We start from the raw sequence: 17,816 nt of genomic DNA on the forward strand, positions 1-17,816 counted from the left end.
CTTCCTCAGCTCTCGGCCAGCAGCTGGCCGACGTAGCGGGCCACGGCGCGGACCGCGGCCATGTTGCCCGGGTAGTCCATGCGGGTGGGGCCGACGACGCCCAGCCCACCCAGTGCGCGGTCCCCGGAGCCGTACCCCACGGAGACGAACGACGCGCCGGCCAGGGCCTCGTGCGCGTTCTCCTCGCCGATCCGCACCAGCACGGTGCCCGGGTCCACCTCTCCCATCAACCGCAGGACCACGACCTGTTCTTCCAGCGCCTCCAGCAGCGGCCGGACGCTGTGCGGGAAGTCCAGGGCCCCGCTGCGGGCGAGGTTCGCCGTCCCGCCGATGACCAGGCGGTCCTCCCCCGGCTCGACCAGGGTCTCCATCAGCGTGGCGCTGACGGCGCCGACCAGCGCCCGCAGGTGCGGCGGGACGGTCTCCAGCAGGTCGGGCACCTTGGCCCCGGCGTCGGCGAGCTTCACCCCGACGAAGGCGGAGTTGAGCAGGGCCCGCAGCTCGGCGACCGCCTCGTGGTCGACCTCGACCGGCGTCTCGACGGTCCGCTGCTCCACCCGGCCGGTGTCGGTGATCAGGACGAGCAGCAGCCGGGTGGCGCCGACCGGCACCACCTCGAGGTGCCGCACCGAGCTGCGCGACAGGGTCGGGTACTGGACGACGGCGACCTGACGGGTCAGCTGCGCCAGCAGCCGCACCGTCCGGCCGAGGACGTCGTGCAGGTCGACGGCGCCGTCGAGGAAGCGCTCGATGGCGCGTCGCTCGGCGACCGACAGCGGCTTGATCGCCGAGAGCCGGTCGACGAAGAGCCGGTAGCCCTTGTCGGTGGGCACCCGCCCCGCGCTGGTGTGGGGCTGGGTGATGTAGCCCTGCTCCTCCAGCACCGCCATGTCGTTGCGGATGGTCGCCGGCGAGACCCCCAGGTCGTGCCGCTCGGCGAGGGCCTTGCTGCCCACCGGGTCGTTGGTCGAGACGAAGTCCTGGACGATGGCCCGGAGGACCTCCAGGCGCCGCTCCTCGTGCGCCACGCGTACACCTCCCCGTACCGGTCGACGCCGTGCCGGCGGTTGGCACTCGCAGGGATCGAGTGCCAGTTCAGCATACGACCGGAGGCTGCTCCCGTCGCGCGCCTCGCGGCGGGTCGGCGCCCCGGCGAGGGAGCGGCGCGGGCTCGACCCGCCCGTTAGGGTGGGTCCGGACGGTGGCCCGGGACGGGGCAGGACAGCGGAGGTCGTTCCCCTGATCTTCAAAGCGGTGCGCGAGGGCCGTCCCTACCCGGACCACGGGATGACCACCAAGGACTGGGCGCTGATCCCACCCCGGCAGGTCCGGCTGGACACGCTGGTGACGACGAAGCGGGAGCTGGCGCTCGACGCCCTCCTCGCCGACGACTCGACGTTCTACGGCGACCTCTTCCCGCACGCGGTGCTGTGGCACGGCGAGCTGTACCTGGAGGACGGCCTGCACCGGGCGCTGCGGGCGGCGCTGCAGCAGCGCAACGTGATCCACGTCCGCGTGCTCGACCTCGACGCGCTCATGCCGGTGTCGCAGGCGGCCAGCGGGCCGACCACCGAGACGCTGCCCGCCCAGCCGCCGGTGCCGGCCCCGCAGCAGCGCGAACGCCGCTAAAGCCAGCCCTTCTCCTCGGCCACCCGGGCGGCCTCGACACGGGTGCGGGCGCCGGTCTTGCCGATCGCCGAGGACAGGTAGTTGCGCACGGTCCCCTCCGACAGGAACAGCCGGCGGGCGATCTCGGCGACCGTGGCACCGTCGGCCGCCTCGCGCAGCACGTCGGCCTCGCGGGCCGACAGCGGGGTGGCGCCGATGGCCAGCGCCGCGGCGGCCAGCTCGCGGTCGATGACCCGCTCCCCCGCCACGACCGCACGGATCGCGCGGGCCAGCTCGGCGACGGGGGCGTCCTTGACCAGGAAGCCGGAGGCGCCGACCTCCATGGCCCGGCGCAGGAACCCGGGCCGGCCGAAGGTGGTGAGGACGACGGCCCGCACCTCCGGCAGCGCCGTGGCCAGCGCGCGGGCGGCCTCGAGGCCGTCCATGCCGGGCATCTCGATGTCGAGCAGTGCGACGTCGGGCCGGTGCTCGCGCGCGGCCTCGACCACGGCGTCGCCGCGGCCGACCTCGGCGACCACCTCCAGGTCGTCCTCCAGGTCGAGCAGCGCCCGCAGCGCCCCGCGGACCATCGACTGGTCCTCGGCGATGAGCACCCGGATCACGCCGCGCCCACCCGCGTCGGCGCCGGCGCGGTGACCGGGAGCCGGGCCTGCAACCGGAAGCCCCGACCGGGCGCCGGACCGCTCTGGAAGTGCCCGCCCAGCGCCTCGACCCGCTCGGCGAGGCCGGCCAGGCCGGCACCCCCCGTCGCCGTCCCCGAGGGCCCGTGGCCGTCGTCGGTGACGGTCAGGGTGGCGTCGGCGTCCGTGGTGGCGAGCTCGACGGTGACCGACCGGGCGCCGCTGTGCCGCAGCACGTTCGTCGCCGCCTCCCGCACCACCCAGCCGAGCGCGGCGTCGACCGCCGCGGGCAGCGGCGGCACCGCCGGCGCCTTGAGCCCGACGCCGGCGGCGGAGAGGGCCGAGCGGGCCTCGGCCAGCGCCTGGCCGAGGCTGACCTGCCGGTAGCCGCTGACGGCGTCGCGCACCTCGGCCAGCGCGCGGCGGGCGGCGGCCTCGACGTCGGCCATCTCCTCGCGGGCCCGTGCCGGGTCCCGCTCGGCCAGCCGCCCGGCGAGCTCGCTCTTGAGCGCGATGAGCGACAGGCTGTGGCCGAGCAGGTCGTGCAGGTCGCGGGCGAAGCGCAGGCGCTCCTCGGCGACGGCGTTGCGGGCCAGCTCCTCCCGGGCCTCCGTGAGCTCGGCGTTGATCGAGATCAGGTGCCGGGTGCCCTGCAGCGCGAAGGCGGTGAGCAGGCAGATGACCGGGAGGATGAACAGCTCGCCGAGCTGGCCGTGGGCCGCCAGCACGGCCGCGCACACGCCCGCGGCCCCGAGCACCGCCGGGGCGATCCAGCGCGTGGGCAGCGCGACCGAGACGGCGGCCGACACGTAGATCATCAGGCCGGCCCAGGGCGGCCCCTGCCAGGCGGCGAGCGCGACGCCCAGGGCGACCACGACCACCAGCCGCGCGCCGACGGGCCCGCAGGGGCTGAAGGCCCGCCGGAACACGTCGAGGTAGACGACGGTGAAGGCCAGCAGCGCGACCCCGGCCAGCACCGTCTCCCACACCGGCCGGGGCGTGGTGACCAGGTCGACGACCGGGAACGCCTGGAACAGCAGCCAGGGCAGGGCCCAGCCGATCTGCTGCCGACGTCCGCGTCCGTCCACGCCCCGGACGGTAGCCCGGCTCATCCCGAGACGGCGTGCAGCGGACGGTGGCGGCCCACCAGGGTGGCCAGGCCCGCGAACAGGACGCCGAAGCCGAGCACGGCGAGCACCGCGGACGGCGAGGGGGCCGACCCGGCGGCCACGTCGCGCCCGAGCTCGGCGTACCAGTACGACGGCATCGCGTGGGCGACCGCCCGCAGGGCCTCGGGGAACACCTGCACCGGCACCCACAGCCCGCCCAGGGTCGCCAGCACGACGCCGAGGATGCCGATGGCGCCGCCCGCGGCCTTCTCGTCCAGCGCCAGGCCGATGAGCAGTCCGAGGGCGACGAAGGCGAGCGAGCCCACCCACAGCACGGCGGCCAGCGCCACCCAGGTCGCGAGCGGCAGCTGCACGCCGTTGACGAAGCGGCCGACCAGCGCCACGACCACCAGGCTGGGCAGGGTGAGCAGGGCGCCGACGACGACCTCGACGGCGAGCACCGACCAGGTCGGCACCGGCATCACCCGCAGCTGGCGCAGCCAGCCGGAGGCCCGGTCGAAGGAGAGCCGGATGGTGGCGCCCAGGGCGGCGCCGAGCGCTCCGTACGCCATCATCGACACCAGGAAGTTCCCCGCGTAGTCCTGGTACTGCGCGGCCGAGGTCGCTTGGCCGCCGAAGACCTTCGTGAAGAAGACGGTGAACAGCGCCGGCAGCAGGACGGTGAAGAACAGGTACTGCTCGTTGCGGCCGACGCGGCGCAGCTGGAAGAGCAGCAGGGTCGTCATCGGGCAGCTCCCGTCAGGGTCAGGACGGCGTCCTCGAGGCTGGCGCCGCGGACCTCGAGGTCGGCCAGCGGGACGCCGTCGGTGAGCAGGGCACGCAGCGTGGCCTCCGGGTCGACCGTGGTCAGGGCGACGGTGTCGCCGCGGCGGTCGGCGGCGGTCACACCGGGGACGCCGTCGAACCGGCCGCCGGCGGCGGTGAAGGAGATGGTCCGCCCGGCGGCCCGCGCCTTGATCTGCGCGGCCGGCCCGTCGGCGACGACGCGGCCGCCGGAGACGACCACCACGCGGTCGGCGACGGCGTCGGCCTCGTCGAGGTGGTGGGTGGCGAAGACGACCGTGTGCCCGCGCCCGGCCAGCGCGCGCATCGTCGTCCAGAAGGCGCGGCGGCCCTCGACGTCCATGGCCGAGGTCGGCTCGTCGAGCAGCAGCAGCGGCGACTCGCCGGCCAGGGCGAGGGCCAGCAGCACCCGCTGGCGCTGGCCGCCGGAGAGCTGGTCGGTGCTGCGTCCGAGGAGGCCGTCGATGCCGGCCGTGACGACCAGGTCGTCCAGCGGCCAGGCGGTCGGGTAGCTGCGCCGGGCCAGGTCGAGCAGCTCGCCGACGCGCGCCTCGGTCGGCAGCCCGCCGTGCTGCAGCATCGCGCCGACGGCGCCGGAGCGGACCGCGGCGGCGGGCGACCGGCCGAGCACCCGGATGCTGCCGGCCGCGGGCCGGAGCAGGCCGAGGACGGCGTTGACGGTGGTGGACTTGCCGGCGCCGTTGGGGCCGAGCAGGGCGACGGTCCGGCCGCGCGGGATGGCGAGGTCGACGCCGTCGACGGCGACGGTGTCGCCGAAGCGGACGGTCAGCCCCGAGACGTCGAGGGCGAGCGAGTCTGGCACGCCGGCAAGCCTCGCGGCCGGCCCTGGTGCCGCGGCAGTGCGGGACGTCGTCGATCCCGCCTGACATCCGTCACGCGGGGGCGCCCTGCCGCTCGGGGAACGTGCCCAGCTCGGCGACGTCGTGCCCGTGCGGGTAGCTGCGGACCTGCGGCATGTCGCCGGCCCACCGCGGCGCGCGGCGCGCCGGCAGGAACCGCACCACCCGCCCGCGGGCCCGCACGCCGGCGCGGACCAGCGCCCGGAACGCCGGGTGCGGACGTGGGTAGCCGAGTGCGTCGAGCAGCGGCCCGTCCATGAGCGCGTAGGAGATCCGCCGGACCAGGGCCGGCGGCAGCCGGTCGTTGGGCGGGAAGGTGTTGAGCAGCTCGAGGGTGGTGTCGGCGACGCGGCGGCCGCCGGGGTCGAAGGCGAAGTGCGCCCGCTCGTAGGCGTCGAGGTGCCGGGCGAACGCCTGCCAGGTCTCCGGCACGTCGCGGATGCCCATGTGCCGGCCCAGCGCCCGGTAGTAGTTGGCACTCGCGATCCGCTCGACCTCGGTCATCGGGCGCCAGCCGAACGCGTCCAGCCAGCGGATCGGGGTGACGACGAAGGTGGCGAGCACGTAGCGCAGGTCGTCGTTCCCGATGCCGTGGAAGGCGTGCATGCGGTTCATCCGGCGCAGCGCCGTCCGCCCGTCGCCGTCGGTGAAGCCGTGCCGCAGGATCGCCTCGAGGATGAGGACGGTGTCGTCGTAGCGCTTCTGCACCCGGTCGACCAGCTCGCCGGTGCCGGCCAGCAGACCGCCGATGCCCGGCACCGCGTAGGTGCGGAACAGGGCGAAGCTCAGCGCCTGGTTCATGTCCCACGGGAACTCGTAGGTGCAGGTCAGCTGGTAGATCTCGCGGAAGTCGCGGCCGGGGTCGAGCGCCTCGATCCGCCGCAGCACGTCGTAGCGCCCCACCGCGCCCCCTCCGGTCACGCCTCCGGCGGCGGCGCCCCGTGCCGCGCCGTGTACCAGGCGACGTAAGCCTGGACCGCGGTCGGCAGGGTCGGGAAGAGCCGCTCCTCGCCGATCCGGTCGACCAGGCCCGCCGCCGCCAGGGGCACGCGCAGGTCCTCCTTGACCCGTGCCATCGCGAAGACGATGCCCCGCCTGTCCAGTTCGGCCCGCACCTCCTCCAGCGCGTCCAGCCCGGTGAGGTCGACCTCGACGTTGGACTCGGCGTTGAGCACGAACCACTCCGTCGGCGTCGGCACGCCGTCGACCGCGGCCAGCGCGCGGGTCCGGAAGTCCTCGGCGTTGGCGAAGAACAGCGGGGAGTCGTAGCGGTAGACGACCAGGCCCGGCACCAGCCGCGCCCCGGGGTGGTCGTCGATGTCGTGCATCCCGGCGATCCCCTCGGCGTAGCCCAGGATGCCGTCGTGCGGTCGGGCGACGCGGCGCAGCAGGTCGGCCACGGAGAGGCCGACGGCCACCAGCACGCCGGGCAGCACGCCGAGGACGACGACGCCGGCCGTGGTGGCGAGGGCGAGCAGCAACTCGCTGCGGCGGAACGCGGCGAACCGGCGGAACTCCCCCACGTCGACGAGCCGCAGCGCGGCGTAGACGACGATCGCGCCGAGCGCCGCGGTCGGGAACGCCGCGAGGACCGGCCCGGCGAGGAGCAGGGCCAGGACGACGGTGGCCAGCGCGACCAGCGAGTGCAGCTGGCTGCGGCTGCCCAGGGCGTCACCGATCACCGTGCGGCTGCCGCTGCTGCTCACCGGGAACCCCTGGGCGAACCCGACGCCGACGTTGGCGACCCCGAGGGCGAGCAGCTCCTGGTCGGCGTCGATCCGGTAGCCGCCCCGCTGGGCGAACGCCCGCGCGGTGAGCACGTTGTCGGTGAAGCCGACGATCGCCACCCCGACGGCGGCCGGGAGCAGCGCGGTGAGGTCGGCGAGGCCGACGGCGGGGATGCCCACGGCGGGCAGGTCGGCCGGGATCTCGCCGACCACGGTGATCCCCCGGTCGCCGAGGGAGAAGACGGCGACGGCGGCCGCCGCGGCGAGGATGCCGATCAGCGGTGCCGGCGCCCGCGGGAACCAGTGCTGCACGAGCAGGAGCAGGACGAGCACGCCGGTGGCGAGCAGGAGGGTGGGCGGCTGCACCTCCCCGAGCCCCCGGAGGAACGAGCCCAGCTCCGCCAGGACGCCGTCGCCGTCGACCGGGACGCCGGTGACGCGCTCGAGCTGGCTCACGACCATCAGCACGGCGACGCCGGCCAGGTAGCCCACCAGCACCGGCTTGGACAGCAGGTCGGCCACGAACCCGACCCGGGCCAGCCGCGCGAGGAGGCACAGGAAGCCGACGAGCACGGCGAGCGCGGCGGCCAGGGCCGCGTAGCGCACCGGGTCGCCGTCGGCCAGCGGAGCGACCGCCAGGGCGGTCATCAGGGCCGTGGTGGACTCCGGGCCCACCGAGAGCTGCCGCGACGAGCCGAGGGCGGCGTAGACGAGCAGTGCGACGCCGATCGCCCAGAGCCCGGTGACGGGGGGCAGACCGGCCACCGCCGCGTACGCCATGACCTGCGGCACGAGGTAGGCGGCGACCCCCACGCCGGCGAGGACGTCCGGGCGCAGCCAGGCCCGCTCGTAGCGGCGCAGCCGGTGCAGTCCCGGCGCGAGCCGCCAGGCACCCGTGGGCTCGCTGGTCACGGCGGGACATCCTGCCGCGCCCGGGGCCGTCAGTCGGTCAGGTCCCGGACGACGGCGTCGGCGAGCAGCCGTCCGCGGTCGGTGAGGACGGCGCGGCCGGCGGCGTGCGCCCCCGGCTCGAGCAGGCCCCGGTCGACCGCGGCCGCGGCGCGGGTCCGGCCGACGGCGGACAGCGCGGTGAGCGGCAGGCCGTCGCGCAGCCGCAGGCCGAGCATGATCGCCTCCAGCGCCCGGTCGGCGTCGTCGAGCAGTTCGCTGCCGGCCGCCGGGCTCTCGCCGCGGGCCAGCCGGTCGGCGTGGGCGGCGGGGTGCTTGACGTTCCACCAGCGCAGGCCGCCGACGTGGCTGTGCGCGCCGGGGCCGATGCCCCACCAGTTGGCGTTGGCCCAGTAGAGCTCGTTGTGCCGGCAGCGGGCGGCGTCCGACGTCGCCCAGTTGCTCACCTCGTACCACTCGAACCCGGCCTTGCGGAGGGTCGCGTCGGCCTGCTCGTAGCGGTCGGCGAGGACGTCGTCGTCGGGCATCGGCAGCTCGCCGCGGCGGATCCGCCGGGCCAGCCGGGTGCCCTCCTCGACGATCAGCGCGTAGGCGCTGACGTGGTCGACCGGGGCGGCGAGGACGGCGTCGAGGCTGGCCGCCCAGTCGGCCTCGGTCTCCCCCGGCGTGCCGTAGATGAGGTCGAGGTTGACGTGCTCGAAGCCGGCCGCGCGGGCCTCGCGGGCGGCCTCGACCGCCCGGCCCGGGGTGTGCCGCCGGTCGAGGACGGCGAGCACGTGCTCGGCGGCCGACTGCATGCCGAGGCTGACCCGGGTGTAGCCGGCCGCGCGCAGGGTCGCCAGCGACGCCGGGGTCACCGTCTCGGGGTTGGCCTCGGTGGTCACCTCGACGTCGTCGGCGACGGGGAACAGCCGCCGGATCTCGGCGAGGACGGCGGCCAGGTCGTCGGCCGGCAGGAGCGTCGGGGTGCCGCCGCCGACGAACACGGTGCGCACCGTCGGCAGGTCGGGCCCGAGGGCGGCCGCCGCGGCGCGCAGCTCGGCGATCGCCGTCCCGGCGTACTCCGACCGGCTGGCGCCGGGGCCGAGCTCCTCGGAGGTGTAGGTGTTGAAGTCGCAGTAGCCGCAGCGGGTGGCGCAGAACGGCACGTGCACGTACAGCCCGAAGGGCGTGGTGGCCAGGCCGTCGCGGGCGGTCTCCGGCAGCTCGAAGGTGTCCATCTGCTCCCAGTGTCCCCCGTCCGCGCCGCCGACCGGCAGGATCGGCGGGCGTGAGCGACGACGACGTCCTGAAGGTCACGGTCGAGCGCGGGGTGGCGACGCTGACCCTCGACTCCCCCGCCAACCGCAACGCGCTGTCCCGGGCGGTGCGCGCGCAGCTGCGCGCCGCGCTGACCGAGGCGCTCGCCGACGACGCGGTGCGGGTGGTCGTGCTCGACCACACCGGCCGGGTGTTCTGCTCGGGGATGGACCTGTCGGAGGCCGCGGGCGGCGGCGTGCAGGACCAGGGGGTCCGCGAGTTCCCCGAGATCCTGGCGGCGCTCTGGTCGTCGCCGAAGCCGGTGCTGGCCGCCGTCCGGGGTCCGGCGCGGGCCGGGGGGGTCGGGCTGCTGGCCGCGTGCGACGTCGTGGTCGCGGGGGCCGCGGCCACCTTCGCGTTCAGCGAGGTGCGGATCGGCGTCGTCCCGGCGGTGATCTCGGCGGTGGTGCTGCCGCGGATGCTGACCCACGTCGCGCACCGGCTGATGCTGACCGGCGAGGTCTTCGACGCCGCCACCGCCGCGGCCGGTGGGCTGGTCGACCTGGTCACGGCCGACGACGAGGTCTCCGAGGTGGTCGCACAGCAGGTCGCCGCGCTGGCGGCCGGCGCGCCCGCGGCGCTGGCCGAGACGAAGCGGCTGCTGCGGGCCGGCGCTCCTCCGCTGCGGTTCGACGACCTGCTGGAGCTCTCGGCCCGGTTCTTCGCCAGCGAGGAGGGCCAGGAGGGCATCGCGGCCTTCCGGGAGAAGCGCCCGGCCAGGTGGGTACCGGCGTCCTAGTGCTCTGCCCACCCTGGTGGGCAGAGCACCAGGACCTGCAGACTCCCTGCCATGACCGAGCGGCGCGACGACGAGCGCTTCCGGCACCTGCCCGAGCCGGTGCGCCCCGAGGACCTGGTCGAGACTACCGACGTCTCGGCGCACCCGGTCCGCGACGAGGAGACCGAGCAGCGGGAGTTCGTGCTGCGCAACGCGGCCGGCTGAGCCGGCTCAGCGCAGCCGGCGGGAGTTGTCGGGCAGCCGCTGGGTCACGCCCCGCGCGTCGAGCCACTCCATCAGCGGGACGGCGACCCGGCGGCTGGTCCCCCACGCCTGGCGGGCCCGGCTCACGGTGAACGGCGCGGGCAGCCCGGTCAGGCGGGCGCGCGCCTCCCCCTCCACGCCCGGGGCGAGGTAGACGCCGTCGGCGATCCGCACCAGCTGCCCGTCCCGCACGGCCGCCGCCAGCTCCCGCGGGCCGAGCCCGGCCGCGGCGAGGTCGCCCGCCTCGGGGGCGGCGAACGGGTCGGCGGCGAGCCGCACCCGCACCTCGTCCACGGCGCGCTGCACGGCCGCCGGCAGGCCCGCGGCCGCCTCGGCCACCCGCCCGTCGCGCAGCGCCAGCGGCGGCCGCACCAGGGCGCCGACCAGCTCGGCGCCGGGCAGCTCGAGGGCCCGGCGGACGACGTCGACCGGCGGGCCGGGCTCCAGCGGCCGCAGCCGGCGGTAGCGGGCGACGACGTCGGGCAGCCGGCCGGCCAGCTCGTCGAGAACGCCCGGGGCCACGAGCCACGGGCCGACCCGCGCCGCGCCGGGCGGCTCGGGCCAGCCCATCGCGGCGAAGTCGGCGGCCCGCACGAACCGCCGCCGGGCGAGGTCCACGCCCGCGCCCGCCGTACCGGGCAGCTGCGCGGCCAGCTCGGCCCCGCGCACGCGGGCCGCACCGCGGCGGCGCAGCTCCGGCGGGGCGACGTCGCGCACGTCGGCGCCGAGCACGCGCCGGGTGCCCGGGTCGCGGACCAGCAGGCGGTCGCCCACCCGCAGCGGCAGCGGCGCGGCCAGCCGCAGCCGCAGCGCGCTGCCCTCCAGCGGCCGCACCCGGGCGGCGACGGTGGCCGAACCGACGTGCACCACCGGCTCGGCGGGCAGCCGGTCCTCCGGCACCGCGTCGAGGGTGACGTCGACCAGGTCGGTGCGGCGGAACGCGCCCGGGGTCAGCAGCGCGTCGCCGCGGGAGAGCTCGTCGACCGCGATCCCGCGCAGGTTGAGCGCGACCCGCGCCGTGGCCGCCGCCCGCTCGACCGGCTCGCCGAGGGAGTGCACGCCCCGGACGACCACCTCGCGGTCGCCCAGCGCCAGCCGGTCGCCGGGCGCGACGGTGCCCGCGGCGAGGGTGCCCGTGACCACGGTGCCGGCGCCGCGGATGGTGAAGGCCCGGTCGACCCAGAGCCGCACGGGGGCGGCGCGGTCGGGTGCGGGCAGCGCGGCCAGCACCCGCTCGAGCCCCGCGGCCAGCTCGGGGACCCCGGCGCCGGAGACCGCGCTGACCGCCACCCCGGGGACGTCGCCCATGGCGGTCTTCGCGAGCCGCTCGCGCGCGTCGGCCAGCACGGGCGCGGGATCGGCCAGGTCGGCCTTGGTGACGGCGAGCAGCGCGTGCCGCACGCCCAGCGCGTCGAGGGCGGCGACGTGCTCGGCGGTCTGCGCCGACCAGCCGTCGTCGGCGGCCACCACGACCACCGCGGCGGGCACCGATCCCACGCCGGCCAGCATGTTGCCGACGAACCGCTCGTGCCCGGGCACGTCCACGACGGCCAGCCGCCGTCCCGACGGCAGCGTCGTCCACGCGAAGCCGAGGTCGATGGTGAGCCCGCGGCGGCGCTCCTCCTCCCACCGGTCGGGCTCCATACCGGTGAGCGCCCGCACCAGCGTGGACTTGCCGTGGTCGACGTGGCCCGCGGTGGCGATCACCTCCACCGGGCGGCCACCTCCAGCACGGCGGCGGCCAGCGCGTCGTCGTCCCCGGGCGGGAGGCTGCGCAGGTCGAGCAGCGTCCGGTCGTCGGCGACGTAGCCGACGACCGGCGGCTGCCCGAGCCGCAGCGGCTCGGCGAAGGACGGCGGCAGCGAGACCGCGGCGCTGGGCAGCGGGTGCTCCGGCGCCCCTCCCCCGCCGACCCGCGCCTCGGCGTCGACGGCCCGGGCGTCGACGCCGGCCGCGGCGAGCCGCTCGGCGAGCGCGCGGGCCCGTGCCCGCAGGCCGCCGACGTCGGCGGCGAGCATGGCGCGCACCGGCGGCGTCGGGCCGCGCAGCGTCGCCTCGAGCGCGGCCAGCGTCGTCTTGTCGACCCGCAGCGCCCGGTAGAGGGGGTGCCGGCGCAGCCGCTGCACGAGCTCGGCCCGGCCCAGCACCAGCCCGGCCTGCGGGCCGCCGAGCAGCTTGTCGCCGCTGGCCAGCACGAGGTCGGCGCCGTCGGCCAGGGTCGACTGCAGGTCGGGCTCGTCGGGCAGCACGGGATCGGGCGCGAGCAGGCCCGAGCCGACGTCGGCCACGAGCGGCACCCCGCTGCCGTGCAGCGCCTGCGCCAGCTCGTGCACCGGCACCGCGCGGGTGAAGCCGCGGACGACGAAGTTCGAGGGGTGCACCTTGAGCACCGCGCCGGTGCCGTCGTGCAGGGCGTCCCGGTAGTCGTCGAGGGTGACCCGGTTCGTCGTCCCGACCTCGCGCAGCCGGGCACCGGTGGCGGCGAGCAGCTCGGGGATGCGGAACCCGTCGCCGATCTCGACCAGCTCGCCGCGGGCGATCACGAGCTCGCGGCCCTGGCCGAGCGCGGTCGCCACCAGGGCGAGCGCGGCGGCGCAGTTGTTGACCACCATCGCCGCCCCGGCCGCGGGGACGGCGGCGAGCAGCGCCGCGAGCGCCGCCCCGCCGCGCGGGCCGCGGCGGCCGGTGGCCAGGTCGAGCTCGACGTCGGTGGTGCCGGCGGCGGCGGCGATCGCCTCGACGGCGGCGGCCGACAGCGGCGCCCGGCCGAGGTTGGTGTGCACGAGCACCCCGGTCGCGTTGAGCACGGGGCGCAAGCTGGCGGCGGTCGACGGCAGCGCGGCCAGGACGGCGTCGACGGCGCCGCCCGGCGGCAGCTCGCCGTCCCGGACGCGCTGCTGGACCGCCTGGACGGCGCTCTTCACCAGGTCCCGCCCGAGCCGGTCCGCGGCGGCGGCCACGGCCGGCTCGGCCAGCAGCGCGTCGGTGCGCGGCACCTGCCGGCGCGGGTCCGTGATCACCACGTCCGAAGCGTAGGCGGGCGGGCGGAGTGGCGGAGGCGGACGGGAATCGAACCCGCCTGACCGAGCTGCTCGGTCACGTCGGCTTTAGAGGCCGCGGGGGTCACCAGACACCCTGACGCCTCCGCCGCGAACCCTACGTCGTCGAAACTGTCAGTGCCTCCCGCCACCCTCCCGGCATGGCCCGCACCGAGCACCGCCCCGCCGCGACGCTTCCCCCGGTGACCCTCACCCCCGAGGAGGCCGCGGCCGTCGCCGTCGCCCTCGCCGCCCAGCCCGACGGCGCCTACGCCGAGGCGGGCCGCGGCGCGCTGGAGAAGGTGCTCGACGTCCTCGAGCCCGACCCGCAGCGCCGGGCGCAGCTGCTGGCGACGAGCCTGTGGGTCAGCGCCGAGGCCAGCCGGTCGGCCGAGATCCGGTCGGTGGTGGAGCAGGCCGTGGCCCGCCACCGCGTCCTGGTCGTGCGCTACCGCGACGGCAAGGGGCAGGTCTCCCGGCGCGAGGTCGAGCCGCAGCTGCTGGCCCACGCCCACGACCACTGGTTCCTCGTCGGGTGGTGCCGCGAGCGGCAGGCGCCCCGCTGGTTCCGCGAGGACCGCATCGAGGCCGTCGAGCTGACCACCGAGACCGCGCCCCGCCGTGACCCCGCGCTGTTCGGCGCCCCCTCCGACACCCACCCGGCCGGGCGTGCGCTCGGCCGCGGGGCCAAGGCCCCGGCCGTGGCTCCCCCGCCGCAGCCGCCCCGCCTCACCGTGCTGCCTGGCGGGCGCGCCTGACCGGTCACCCCTCGCCGCAGACCCGCTCCATCTCGGCGACGGCGTCCTCGTCGGCGAGCGGGGTCGGGGTCGGCGCCGCCGGCGCAGCCGGACCGGGCGAGCGGGACGGCCAGGAGCATGGCGGTGCGCGTCCGGTGCACGCCTCACCTCCCCGGTCGGCGCCCGTGCTGGCGCCCGGGCCCCGCCGTGTCGACCGGGCCTGGTCCGGTTAGCGTCGGCGGCGTGACGACCGCCCCGCCGACCATCCGCCTCACCCGGTACGCGCACGGGGGTGGCTGCGCCTGCAAGATCCCGCCCGGCGAGCTGGAGGCGGTCGTCGCGGGCCTCACCGCCGGCGGGCCGGTGGACCCCGCCGCCGAGCTGGTCGTCGGGCTCGACGACGGCGACGACGCCGCGGTCGTGCGCATCGCCGGCGGCCACGGGCTGGTGCTCACCACCGACTTCTTCACCCCCGTCGTCGACGACGCGTACACCTTCGGCCGGATCGCCGCGGCCAACGCGCTGTCCGACGTCTACGCGATGGGCGGCACCCCGGTGCTGGCGGTCAACCTGCTCGGCTGGCCGCGTGACGTGCTGCCCGCCGAGCTCGCCGCCGAGGTGCTGCGCGGCGGCCTGGACGTCGCCCGGGAGGCCGGCTGCCACGTCGGCGGCGGGCACTCGATCGACGACCCCGAGCCGAAGTACGGGATGGCGGTGACCGGCCTGGTCGACGTCGAGCGGGTGATCCGCAACGACGCCGCGGTCGCCGGCACCCCGCTGTCGCTGACCAAGCCGCTGGGTGTGGGCGTGCTCAACAGCCGGCACAAGCAGACCGGCGAGGTCTCCGCGGAGGCGGTCGCGTCGATGACCGCGCTCAACCGCGAGGCCGGCCGGGCGGCGGTCGCGGCCGGCATCCGCGCCGGCACCGACGTCACCGGCTTCGGCCTGCTCGGCCACCTGTACAAGATGGCCCGGGCCAGCGGGGTGACCGCGGTGGTCGACGCCGCCGCCGTCCCCTACCTGACCGGGGCACGCGAGGCGCTCGCCGCCGGCTACGTCTCCGGCGGCACCCGCCGCAACCTCGACTGGGTGCGCCCGCACACCGACCTGTCGGCGGTCGACGAGGGCGAGGCGCTGCTGCTGGCCGACGCGCAGACCTCGGGCGGCCTGCTGCTCGGCGGTGAGGTCCCGGGCGCCCCGGTGATCGGCGAGTTCGTCCCCCGCGGGGAGCACGTCCTGGTCGTTCGTTAGCGTCCCCCCATGCTGGCTGCCTTCGTCTCCACGCCCGCCCCGAAGGACCCGCTCTCCGTGCTGGAGATCGGCGAGCGCCCGGAGCCGGAGACGCCCGACGGCTGGACGACGGTCCAGGTCGAGGCGGTGTCGCTCAACCACCACGACCTGTTCAGCCTGCGCGGCGTCGGCCTGCCGCAGGAGCGGATGCCGATGATCCTCGGCACCGACGCCGCCGGGCTCGACGAGGACGGCAACGAGGTCGTCGTCCACGGCGTCGTCGCCAGCCCCGGCTGGACCGGGGACGAGACGCTGGACCCCAAGCGCTCGCTGTTCAGCGAGCTGCACCAGGGCACCATGGCCGAGCGGGTCGCCGTCCCCCGCCGGAACCTGCTGCCCAAGCCGGCCGAGCTGTCCTTCGCCGAGGCGGCCTGCCTGCCCACCGCCTGGCTGACCGCCTACCGCATGCTCTTCGTGCGGTCCGGGCTGCGCCCCGGGCAGACGGTGCTGGTGCAGGGCGCCAGCGGCGGCGTCGCCACCGCGCTGATCGTGCTGGGCCGGGCCGCCGGCTACCGGATCTGGGTGACCGGCCGCAGCGAGGAGAAGCGGGCGGCGGCCCTCGCCCTCGGCGCCGACCAGGCGTTCGAGACCGGCGCCCGGCTGCCCGAGCGGGTGGACGGCGTCATGGAGACCGTCGGCGAGGCCACCTGGTCGCACAGCGTCAAGTCGCTCAAGCCCGGCGGGGTGCTGGTCACCTCGGGCGCCACCACCGGGTTCAACCCCGGCGCGGAGCTCAACCGGGTGTTCTTCACCCAGCTGTCGGTCATCGGCTCGACCATGGGCACCCGCGACGAGCTCGAGGACCTGGTCGAGCTCTGCCGGGTCACCGGCGTGCGGCCGCAGATCGACGTCGAGCTGCCGCTGACCGAGGCCCGGGAAGGCTTCGCGCGCATGCTCGAGGGGCGGACGAACGGGAAGATCGTCTTCACCCTCTGAGCGCGCGGGCCCTCAGACCCGTACCCCGGCGCCCTGGATGACCAGCCCGCGGACCTCGAACTCCTCCGGGGCGGGGCCCTCGGGCACCGGCGCGCCGCCGGAGAGCTCCGCCATCAGCGGGAAGACGACCTCGGCGTTGTAGCGGTCGAACACCTCCCGCGACTCCCAGACCTCCACGACCTGGAAACCGGCCGCGGTGGGCCGCGCGACGTGCAGCAGCAGCCCCTCGGCCGGTCCTGGGTACCGGCGGAGGAGCTCCGCGTGGAGCGCGTCGTACACCTCTATGGGCGCCGGTACGTCGGTGACGATCCCTACGGGCATGGCGGCCTCCGCTCGGGCTGCGGCCCGGTCCGGCGGTCCGCCGGACCGGGCCACACCGTAGTCCTGCACGCCGCTCAGAAGTCCCGGGTCCAGCGGCCGATGTGCAGGACGCCGTCCGGGTCGTAGGTGCGCGAGATCTCGGCCAGCCGCCGCAGGGTCGGCTCGTCGTAGGCGCGCCGGGCCGACCGCTCGTCGTGCACCGGGCCGAAGTTCGGCCACACGTGCCCGTTGTCCCAGGGGGCGAGGGCGGCGAACACCCGGTCGGCGTCGACCATCGCGCGGGCGGCCATGTCGGCGTCGGCGGCCAGCCCGACGGCGAGCACGCTGAACCCCGCGTCGCGGTGGCAGAAGGAGTTGGGGTGCTCCCCCGGCCGCGCGTACGCGCCGCCCAGGGCACGCACCTCGAGCAGGATCAGCGAGGAGCCCGATCCGGAGCCGGCCACCTCGAGCAGCCGGTCGGCGGCCTCGGCCGGGAACTCCGACAGCAGGATCGCCGGGTCGACCGCGGGCGTCGGGTCGACGGGGTCGGTGTGCACCGAGTCCACCGCGGTGTAGGGCTTGAGCGCGGCGTCGTCGAGGACCACGGGCGCGACGGCGCGCATCCGGTCCAGGTGCCGCGCGCCCTCCTCCGGGTCGCCGGTCCACAGGAAGCGCAGGCTCAGGGTCATCCGGCCGGCCAGCGGCGGCGGGACCTCGGGCAGCGGCGGCAGCTGGAACAGCCCGAACGACGTCGTCCCCTGCTCGGGCAGCTCGGCCGCCCACGTCCGCCAGGCCGCGATGATCCGGGGTGCGTCCGCGGCGTCGAACCAGACCGAGCCGCCGTAGAAGGTGGGCAGGTGCACCAGGTCGAACTCGACCGCGGTGACGATCGCGGTGGTGCCCTTGCCGCCGCGCAGCGCCCAGAACAGGTCGGGGTGCTCGGAGGGCGTCACCCGGCGCAGCACGCCGTCGCCGGTGACGACGTCGAACGCGCGCACCTTGTCGGCCGCGAGACCGAACGTGCGGGCCATCGGGCCGACGCCGCCGCCGGTGGTGTAACCGACCACGCCGACGTCGGTGACCGAGCCGGACAGCGGGGCCAGCCCGTACGGGGCGGCCTCCTGCACGACCCGCAGCCACTTGACGCCCGCGCCGACCCGCGCCCAGCCCTCCGGGTGCACGGTCACCTCGTCGAGGTCGCGGGTGGACACCAGCAGGTGGCCGGCGATGCCGGGGATCGCGCCGTGACCGGTGCCCTGGACGCCGGCGGTCAGGCCGAACGCGCCGGCGAAGCGCACCGCCGCGGCCACGTCCTCCGCCGTCCGCGCGGCGACCACGGCGGCCGGGTGCAGCGGGACGGCGAGGTTCCACGGCGTGACGTGCGCGGCGTAGCCGGCCTCGCCGGGCTGGTGCACGGAGCCGGTGATGACGGCGTCGAGCACGTCGAAGGGGGCGTCGACGGTGAGGTCGGCGACGACGGTGTCGAGGGTGGAGCTCACGGTTTCCTCCTGGATCCGGGGAACGTCGGCGGTGACGTCTGCGGAAACCGTGGCCCCGGGCTCTTGCCCGGCTCTTG

General features: G+C 76.5%; 18 protein-coding genes and 1 tRNA gene. 6 read left to right on the forward strand and 13 right to left on the reverse strand.

The window, feature by feature from the left end; all coding sequences use genetic code 11:
* Positions 1-5: 5 nt before the first annotated feature.
* Positions 6-1,028, reverse strand: coding sequence for a heat-inducible transcriptional repressor HrcA (gene hrcA / locus ACI8AF_RS02755; RefSeq protein WP_456538129.1), 1,023 nt, complete (start codon positions 1,026-1,028; stop codon positions 6-8).
* Here hrcA and ACI8AF_RS02760 point away from each other — a divergent pair.
* The gene (locus tag ACI8AF_RS02760) at positions 988-1,629 is read left to right on the forward strand and encodes a type II toxin-antitoxin system VapB family antitoxin (RefSeq protein WP_456538130.1); all 642 of its coding nucleotides are present in this window, start codon (positions 988-990) and stop codon (positions 1,627-1,629) included. The genes hrcA and ACI8AF_RS02760 overlap by 41 nt on opposite strands.
* Here ACI8AF_RS02760 and ACI8AF_RS02765 read toward each other — a convergent pair.
* The 7 genes from ACI8AF_RS02765 to hemW all read right to left on the reverse strand — a co-directional run bounded on the left by ACI8AF_RS02765 (position 1,626) and on the right by hemW (position 8,878).
* A complete protein-coding gene (locus ACI8AF_RS02765) occupies positions 1,626-2,231 on the reverse strand; it encodes a response regulator transcription factor (RefSeq protein WP_456538131.1) in 606 nt (201 codons plus the stop codon). The genes ACI8AF_RS02760 and ACI8AF_RS02765 overlap by 4 nt on opposite strands.
* On the reverse strand, positions 2,228-3,337 hold the full coding sequence (locus ACI8AF_RS02770; protein WP_456538132.1) for a sensor histidine kinase: 1,110 nt from the start codon (positions 3,335-3,337) through the stop codon (positions 2,228-2,230). The genes ACI8AF_RS02765 and ACI8AF_RS02770 overlap by 4 nt, the downstream gene beginning before the upstream one ends.
* A 20-nt stretch (positions 3,338-3,357) precedes the next feature.
* Positions 3,358-4,104 carry an ABC transporter permease gene (locus ACI8AF_RS02775; RefSeq protein ID WP_456538133.1) on the reverse strand — a complete coding sequence of 249 codons (747 nt, stop codon included), beginning with the start codon at positions 4,102-4,104 and terminating at the stop codon, positions 3,358-3,360.
* Positions 4,101-4,985 carry an ABC transporter ATP-binding protein gene (locus ACI8AF_RS02780; protein WP_456538134.1) on the reverse strand — a complete coding sequence of 295 codons (885 nt, stop codon included), beginning with the start codon at positions 4,983-4,985 and terminating at the stop codon, positions 4,101-4,103. The genes ACI8AF_RS02775 and ACI8AF_RS02780 overlap by 4 nt, the downstream gene beginning before the upstream one ends.
* Positions 4,986-5,055: 70 nt before the next feature.
* Positions 5,056-5,925 carry an oxygenase MpaB family protein gene (locus ACI8AF_RS02785; RefSeq protein WP_456538135.1) on the reverse strand — a complete coding sequence of 290 codons (870 nt, stop codon included), beginning with the start codon at positions 5,923-5,925 and terminating at the stop codon, positions 5,056-5,058.
* 14 nt (positions 5,926-5,939) lie between these two features.
* Positions 5,940-7,661, reverse strand: a complete 1,722-nt coding sequence (locus ACI8AF_RS02790) for a SulP family inorganic anion transporter (RefSeq protein ID WP_456538136.1) — start codon at positions 7,659-7,661, stop codon at positions 5,940-5,942.
* Positions 7,662-7,690: 29 nt separating this feature from the next.
* Positions 7,691-8,878 (reverse strand): radical SAM family heme chaperone HemW, encoded by a 1,188-nt coding sequence (gene hemW / locus ACI8AF_RS02795; protein WP_456538137.1) that lies wholly within the window; start codon positions 8,876-8,878, stop codon positions 7,691-7,693.
* A gap of 50 nt (positions 8,879-8,928) precedes the next feature.
* On the opposite strand from hemW, the gene ACI8AF_RS02800 reads away from it, so the two are divergent.
* Positions 8,929-9,696, forward strand: a complete 768-nt coding sequence (locus tag ACI8AF_RS02800; protein WP_456538138.1) for an enoyl-CoA hydratase-related protein — start codon at positions 8,929-8,931, stop codon at positions 9,694-9,696.
* Positions 9,697-9,747: 51 nt separating this feature from the next.
* Positions 9,748-9,900 (forward strand): hypothetical protein, encoded by a 153-nt coding sequence (locus ACI8AF_RS02805; protein WP_456538139.1) that lies wholly within the window; start codon positions 9,748-9,750, stop codon positions 9,898-9,900.
* A 6-nt stretch (positions 9,901-9,906) separates the two neighbouring features.
* Here the strand turns inward: ACI8AF_RS02805 and selB are convergent, their stop codons facing one another.
* The 3 genes from selB to ACI8AF_RS02820 form a co-directional block, all read right to left on the reverse strand.
* Positions 9,907-11,652 (reverse strand): selenocysteine-specific translation elongation factor, encoded by a 1,746-nt coding sequence (gene selB, locus ACI8AF_RS02810; protein ID WP_456538140.1) that lies wholly within the window; start codon positions 11,650-11,652, stop codon positions 9,907-9,909.
* Positions 11,643-12,962, reverse strand: coding sequence for an L-seryl-tRNA(Sec) selenium transferase (gene selA, locus ACI8AF_RS02815; protein ID WP_456538141.1), 1,320 nt, complete (start codon positions 12,960-12,962; stop codon positions 11,643-11,645). Before selA ends, selB begins: the two co-directional genes overlap by 10 nt.
* 27 nt (positions 12,963-12,989) lie before the next feature.
* A tRNA-OTHER gene (locus ACI8AF_RS02820) sits at positions 12,990-13,085 on the reverse strand.
* Positions 13,086-13,138: 53 nt separating this feature from the next.
* On the opposite strand from ACI8AF_RS02820, the gene ACI8AF_RS02825 reads away from it, so the two are divergent.
* The 3 genes from ACI8AF_RS02825 to ACI8AF_RS02835 all read left to right on the forward strand — a co-directional run bounded on the left by ACI8AF_RS02825 (position 13,139) and on the right by ACI8AF_RS02835 (position 15,940).
* Positions 13,139-13,735, forward strand: coding sequence for a helix-turn-helix transcriptional regulator (locus tag ACI8AF_RS02825; RefSeq protein WP_456538142.1), 597 nt, complete (start codon positions 13,139-13,141; stop codon positions 13,733-13,735).
* A 222-nt stretch (positions 13,736-13,957) separates the two neighbouring features.
* On the forward strand, positions 13,958-14,965 hold the full coding sequence (gene selD / locus ACI8AF_RS02830) for a selenide, water dikinase SelD (protein WP_456538143.1): 1,008 nt from the start codon (positions 13,958-13,960) through the stop codon (positions 14,963-14,965).
* Positions 14,966-14,974: 9 nt separating this feature from the next.
* Positions 14,975-15,940: a zinc-binding dehydrogenase gene (locus ACI8AF_RS02835; RefSeq protein ID WP_456538144.1), complete on the forward strand. Its 966-nt coding sequence runs from the start codon at positions 14,975-14,977 to the stop codon at positions 15,938-15,940.
* Positions 15,941-15,952: 12 nt separating this feature from the next.
* Here ACI8AF_RS02835 and ACI8AF_RS02840 read toward each other — a convergent pair whose 3' ends face one another.
* Both ACI8AF_RS02840 and ACI8AF_RS02845 read right to left on the reverse strand, forming a co-directional pair.
* Complete coding sequence (locus ACI8AF_RS02840; protein ID WP_456538145.1) at positions 15,953-16,261, reverse strand: hypothetical protein; 309 nt, start codon at positions 16,259-16,261, stop codon at positions 15,953-15,955.
* A gap of 74 nt (positions 16,262-16,335) precedes the next feature.
* Complete coding sequence (locus ACI8AF_RS02845; protein WP_456538146.1) at positions 16,336-17,739, reverse strand: FAD-binding oxidoreductase; 1,404 nt, start codon at positions 17,737-17,739, stop codon at positions 16,336-16,338.
* Positions 17,740-17,816 lie beyond the last annotated feature (77 nt).

It is taken from the genome of Blastococcus sp. SYSU D00669, assembly GCF_054050715.1.

Coding starts and splice junctions, on each gene's coding strand:
- ACI8AF_RS02760 (WP_456538130.1), top strand. CDS start 988: ATGGCCCGGAGGACCTCCAGGCGCCGCTCCTCGTGCGCCACGCGTACA.
- ACI8AF_RS02775 (WP_456538133.1), bottom strand. CDS start 4,104: ATGACGACCCTGCTGCTCTTCCAGCTGCGCCGCGTCGGCCGCAACGAG.
- hemW (WP_456538137.1), bottom strand. CDS start 8,878: ATGGACACCTTCGAGCTGCCGGAGACCGCCCGCGACGGCCTGGCCACC.
- ACI8AF_RS02805 (WP_456538139.1), top strand. CDS start 9,748: ATGACCGAGCGGCGCGACGACGAGCGCTTCCGGCACCTGCCCGAGCCG.
- ACI8AF_RS02825 (WP_456538142.1), top strand. CDS start 13,139: ATGGCCCGCACCGAGCACCGCCCCGCCGCGACGCTTCCCCCGGTGACC.
- ACI8AF_RS02835 (WP_456538144.1), top strand. CDS start 14,975: ATGCTGGCTGCCTTCGTCTCCACGCCCGCCCCGAAGGACCCGCTCTCC.
- ACI8AF_RS02840 (WP_456538145.1), bottom strand. CDS start 16,261: ATGCCCGTAGGGATCGTCACCGACGTACCGGCGCCCATAGAGGTGTAC.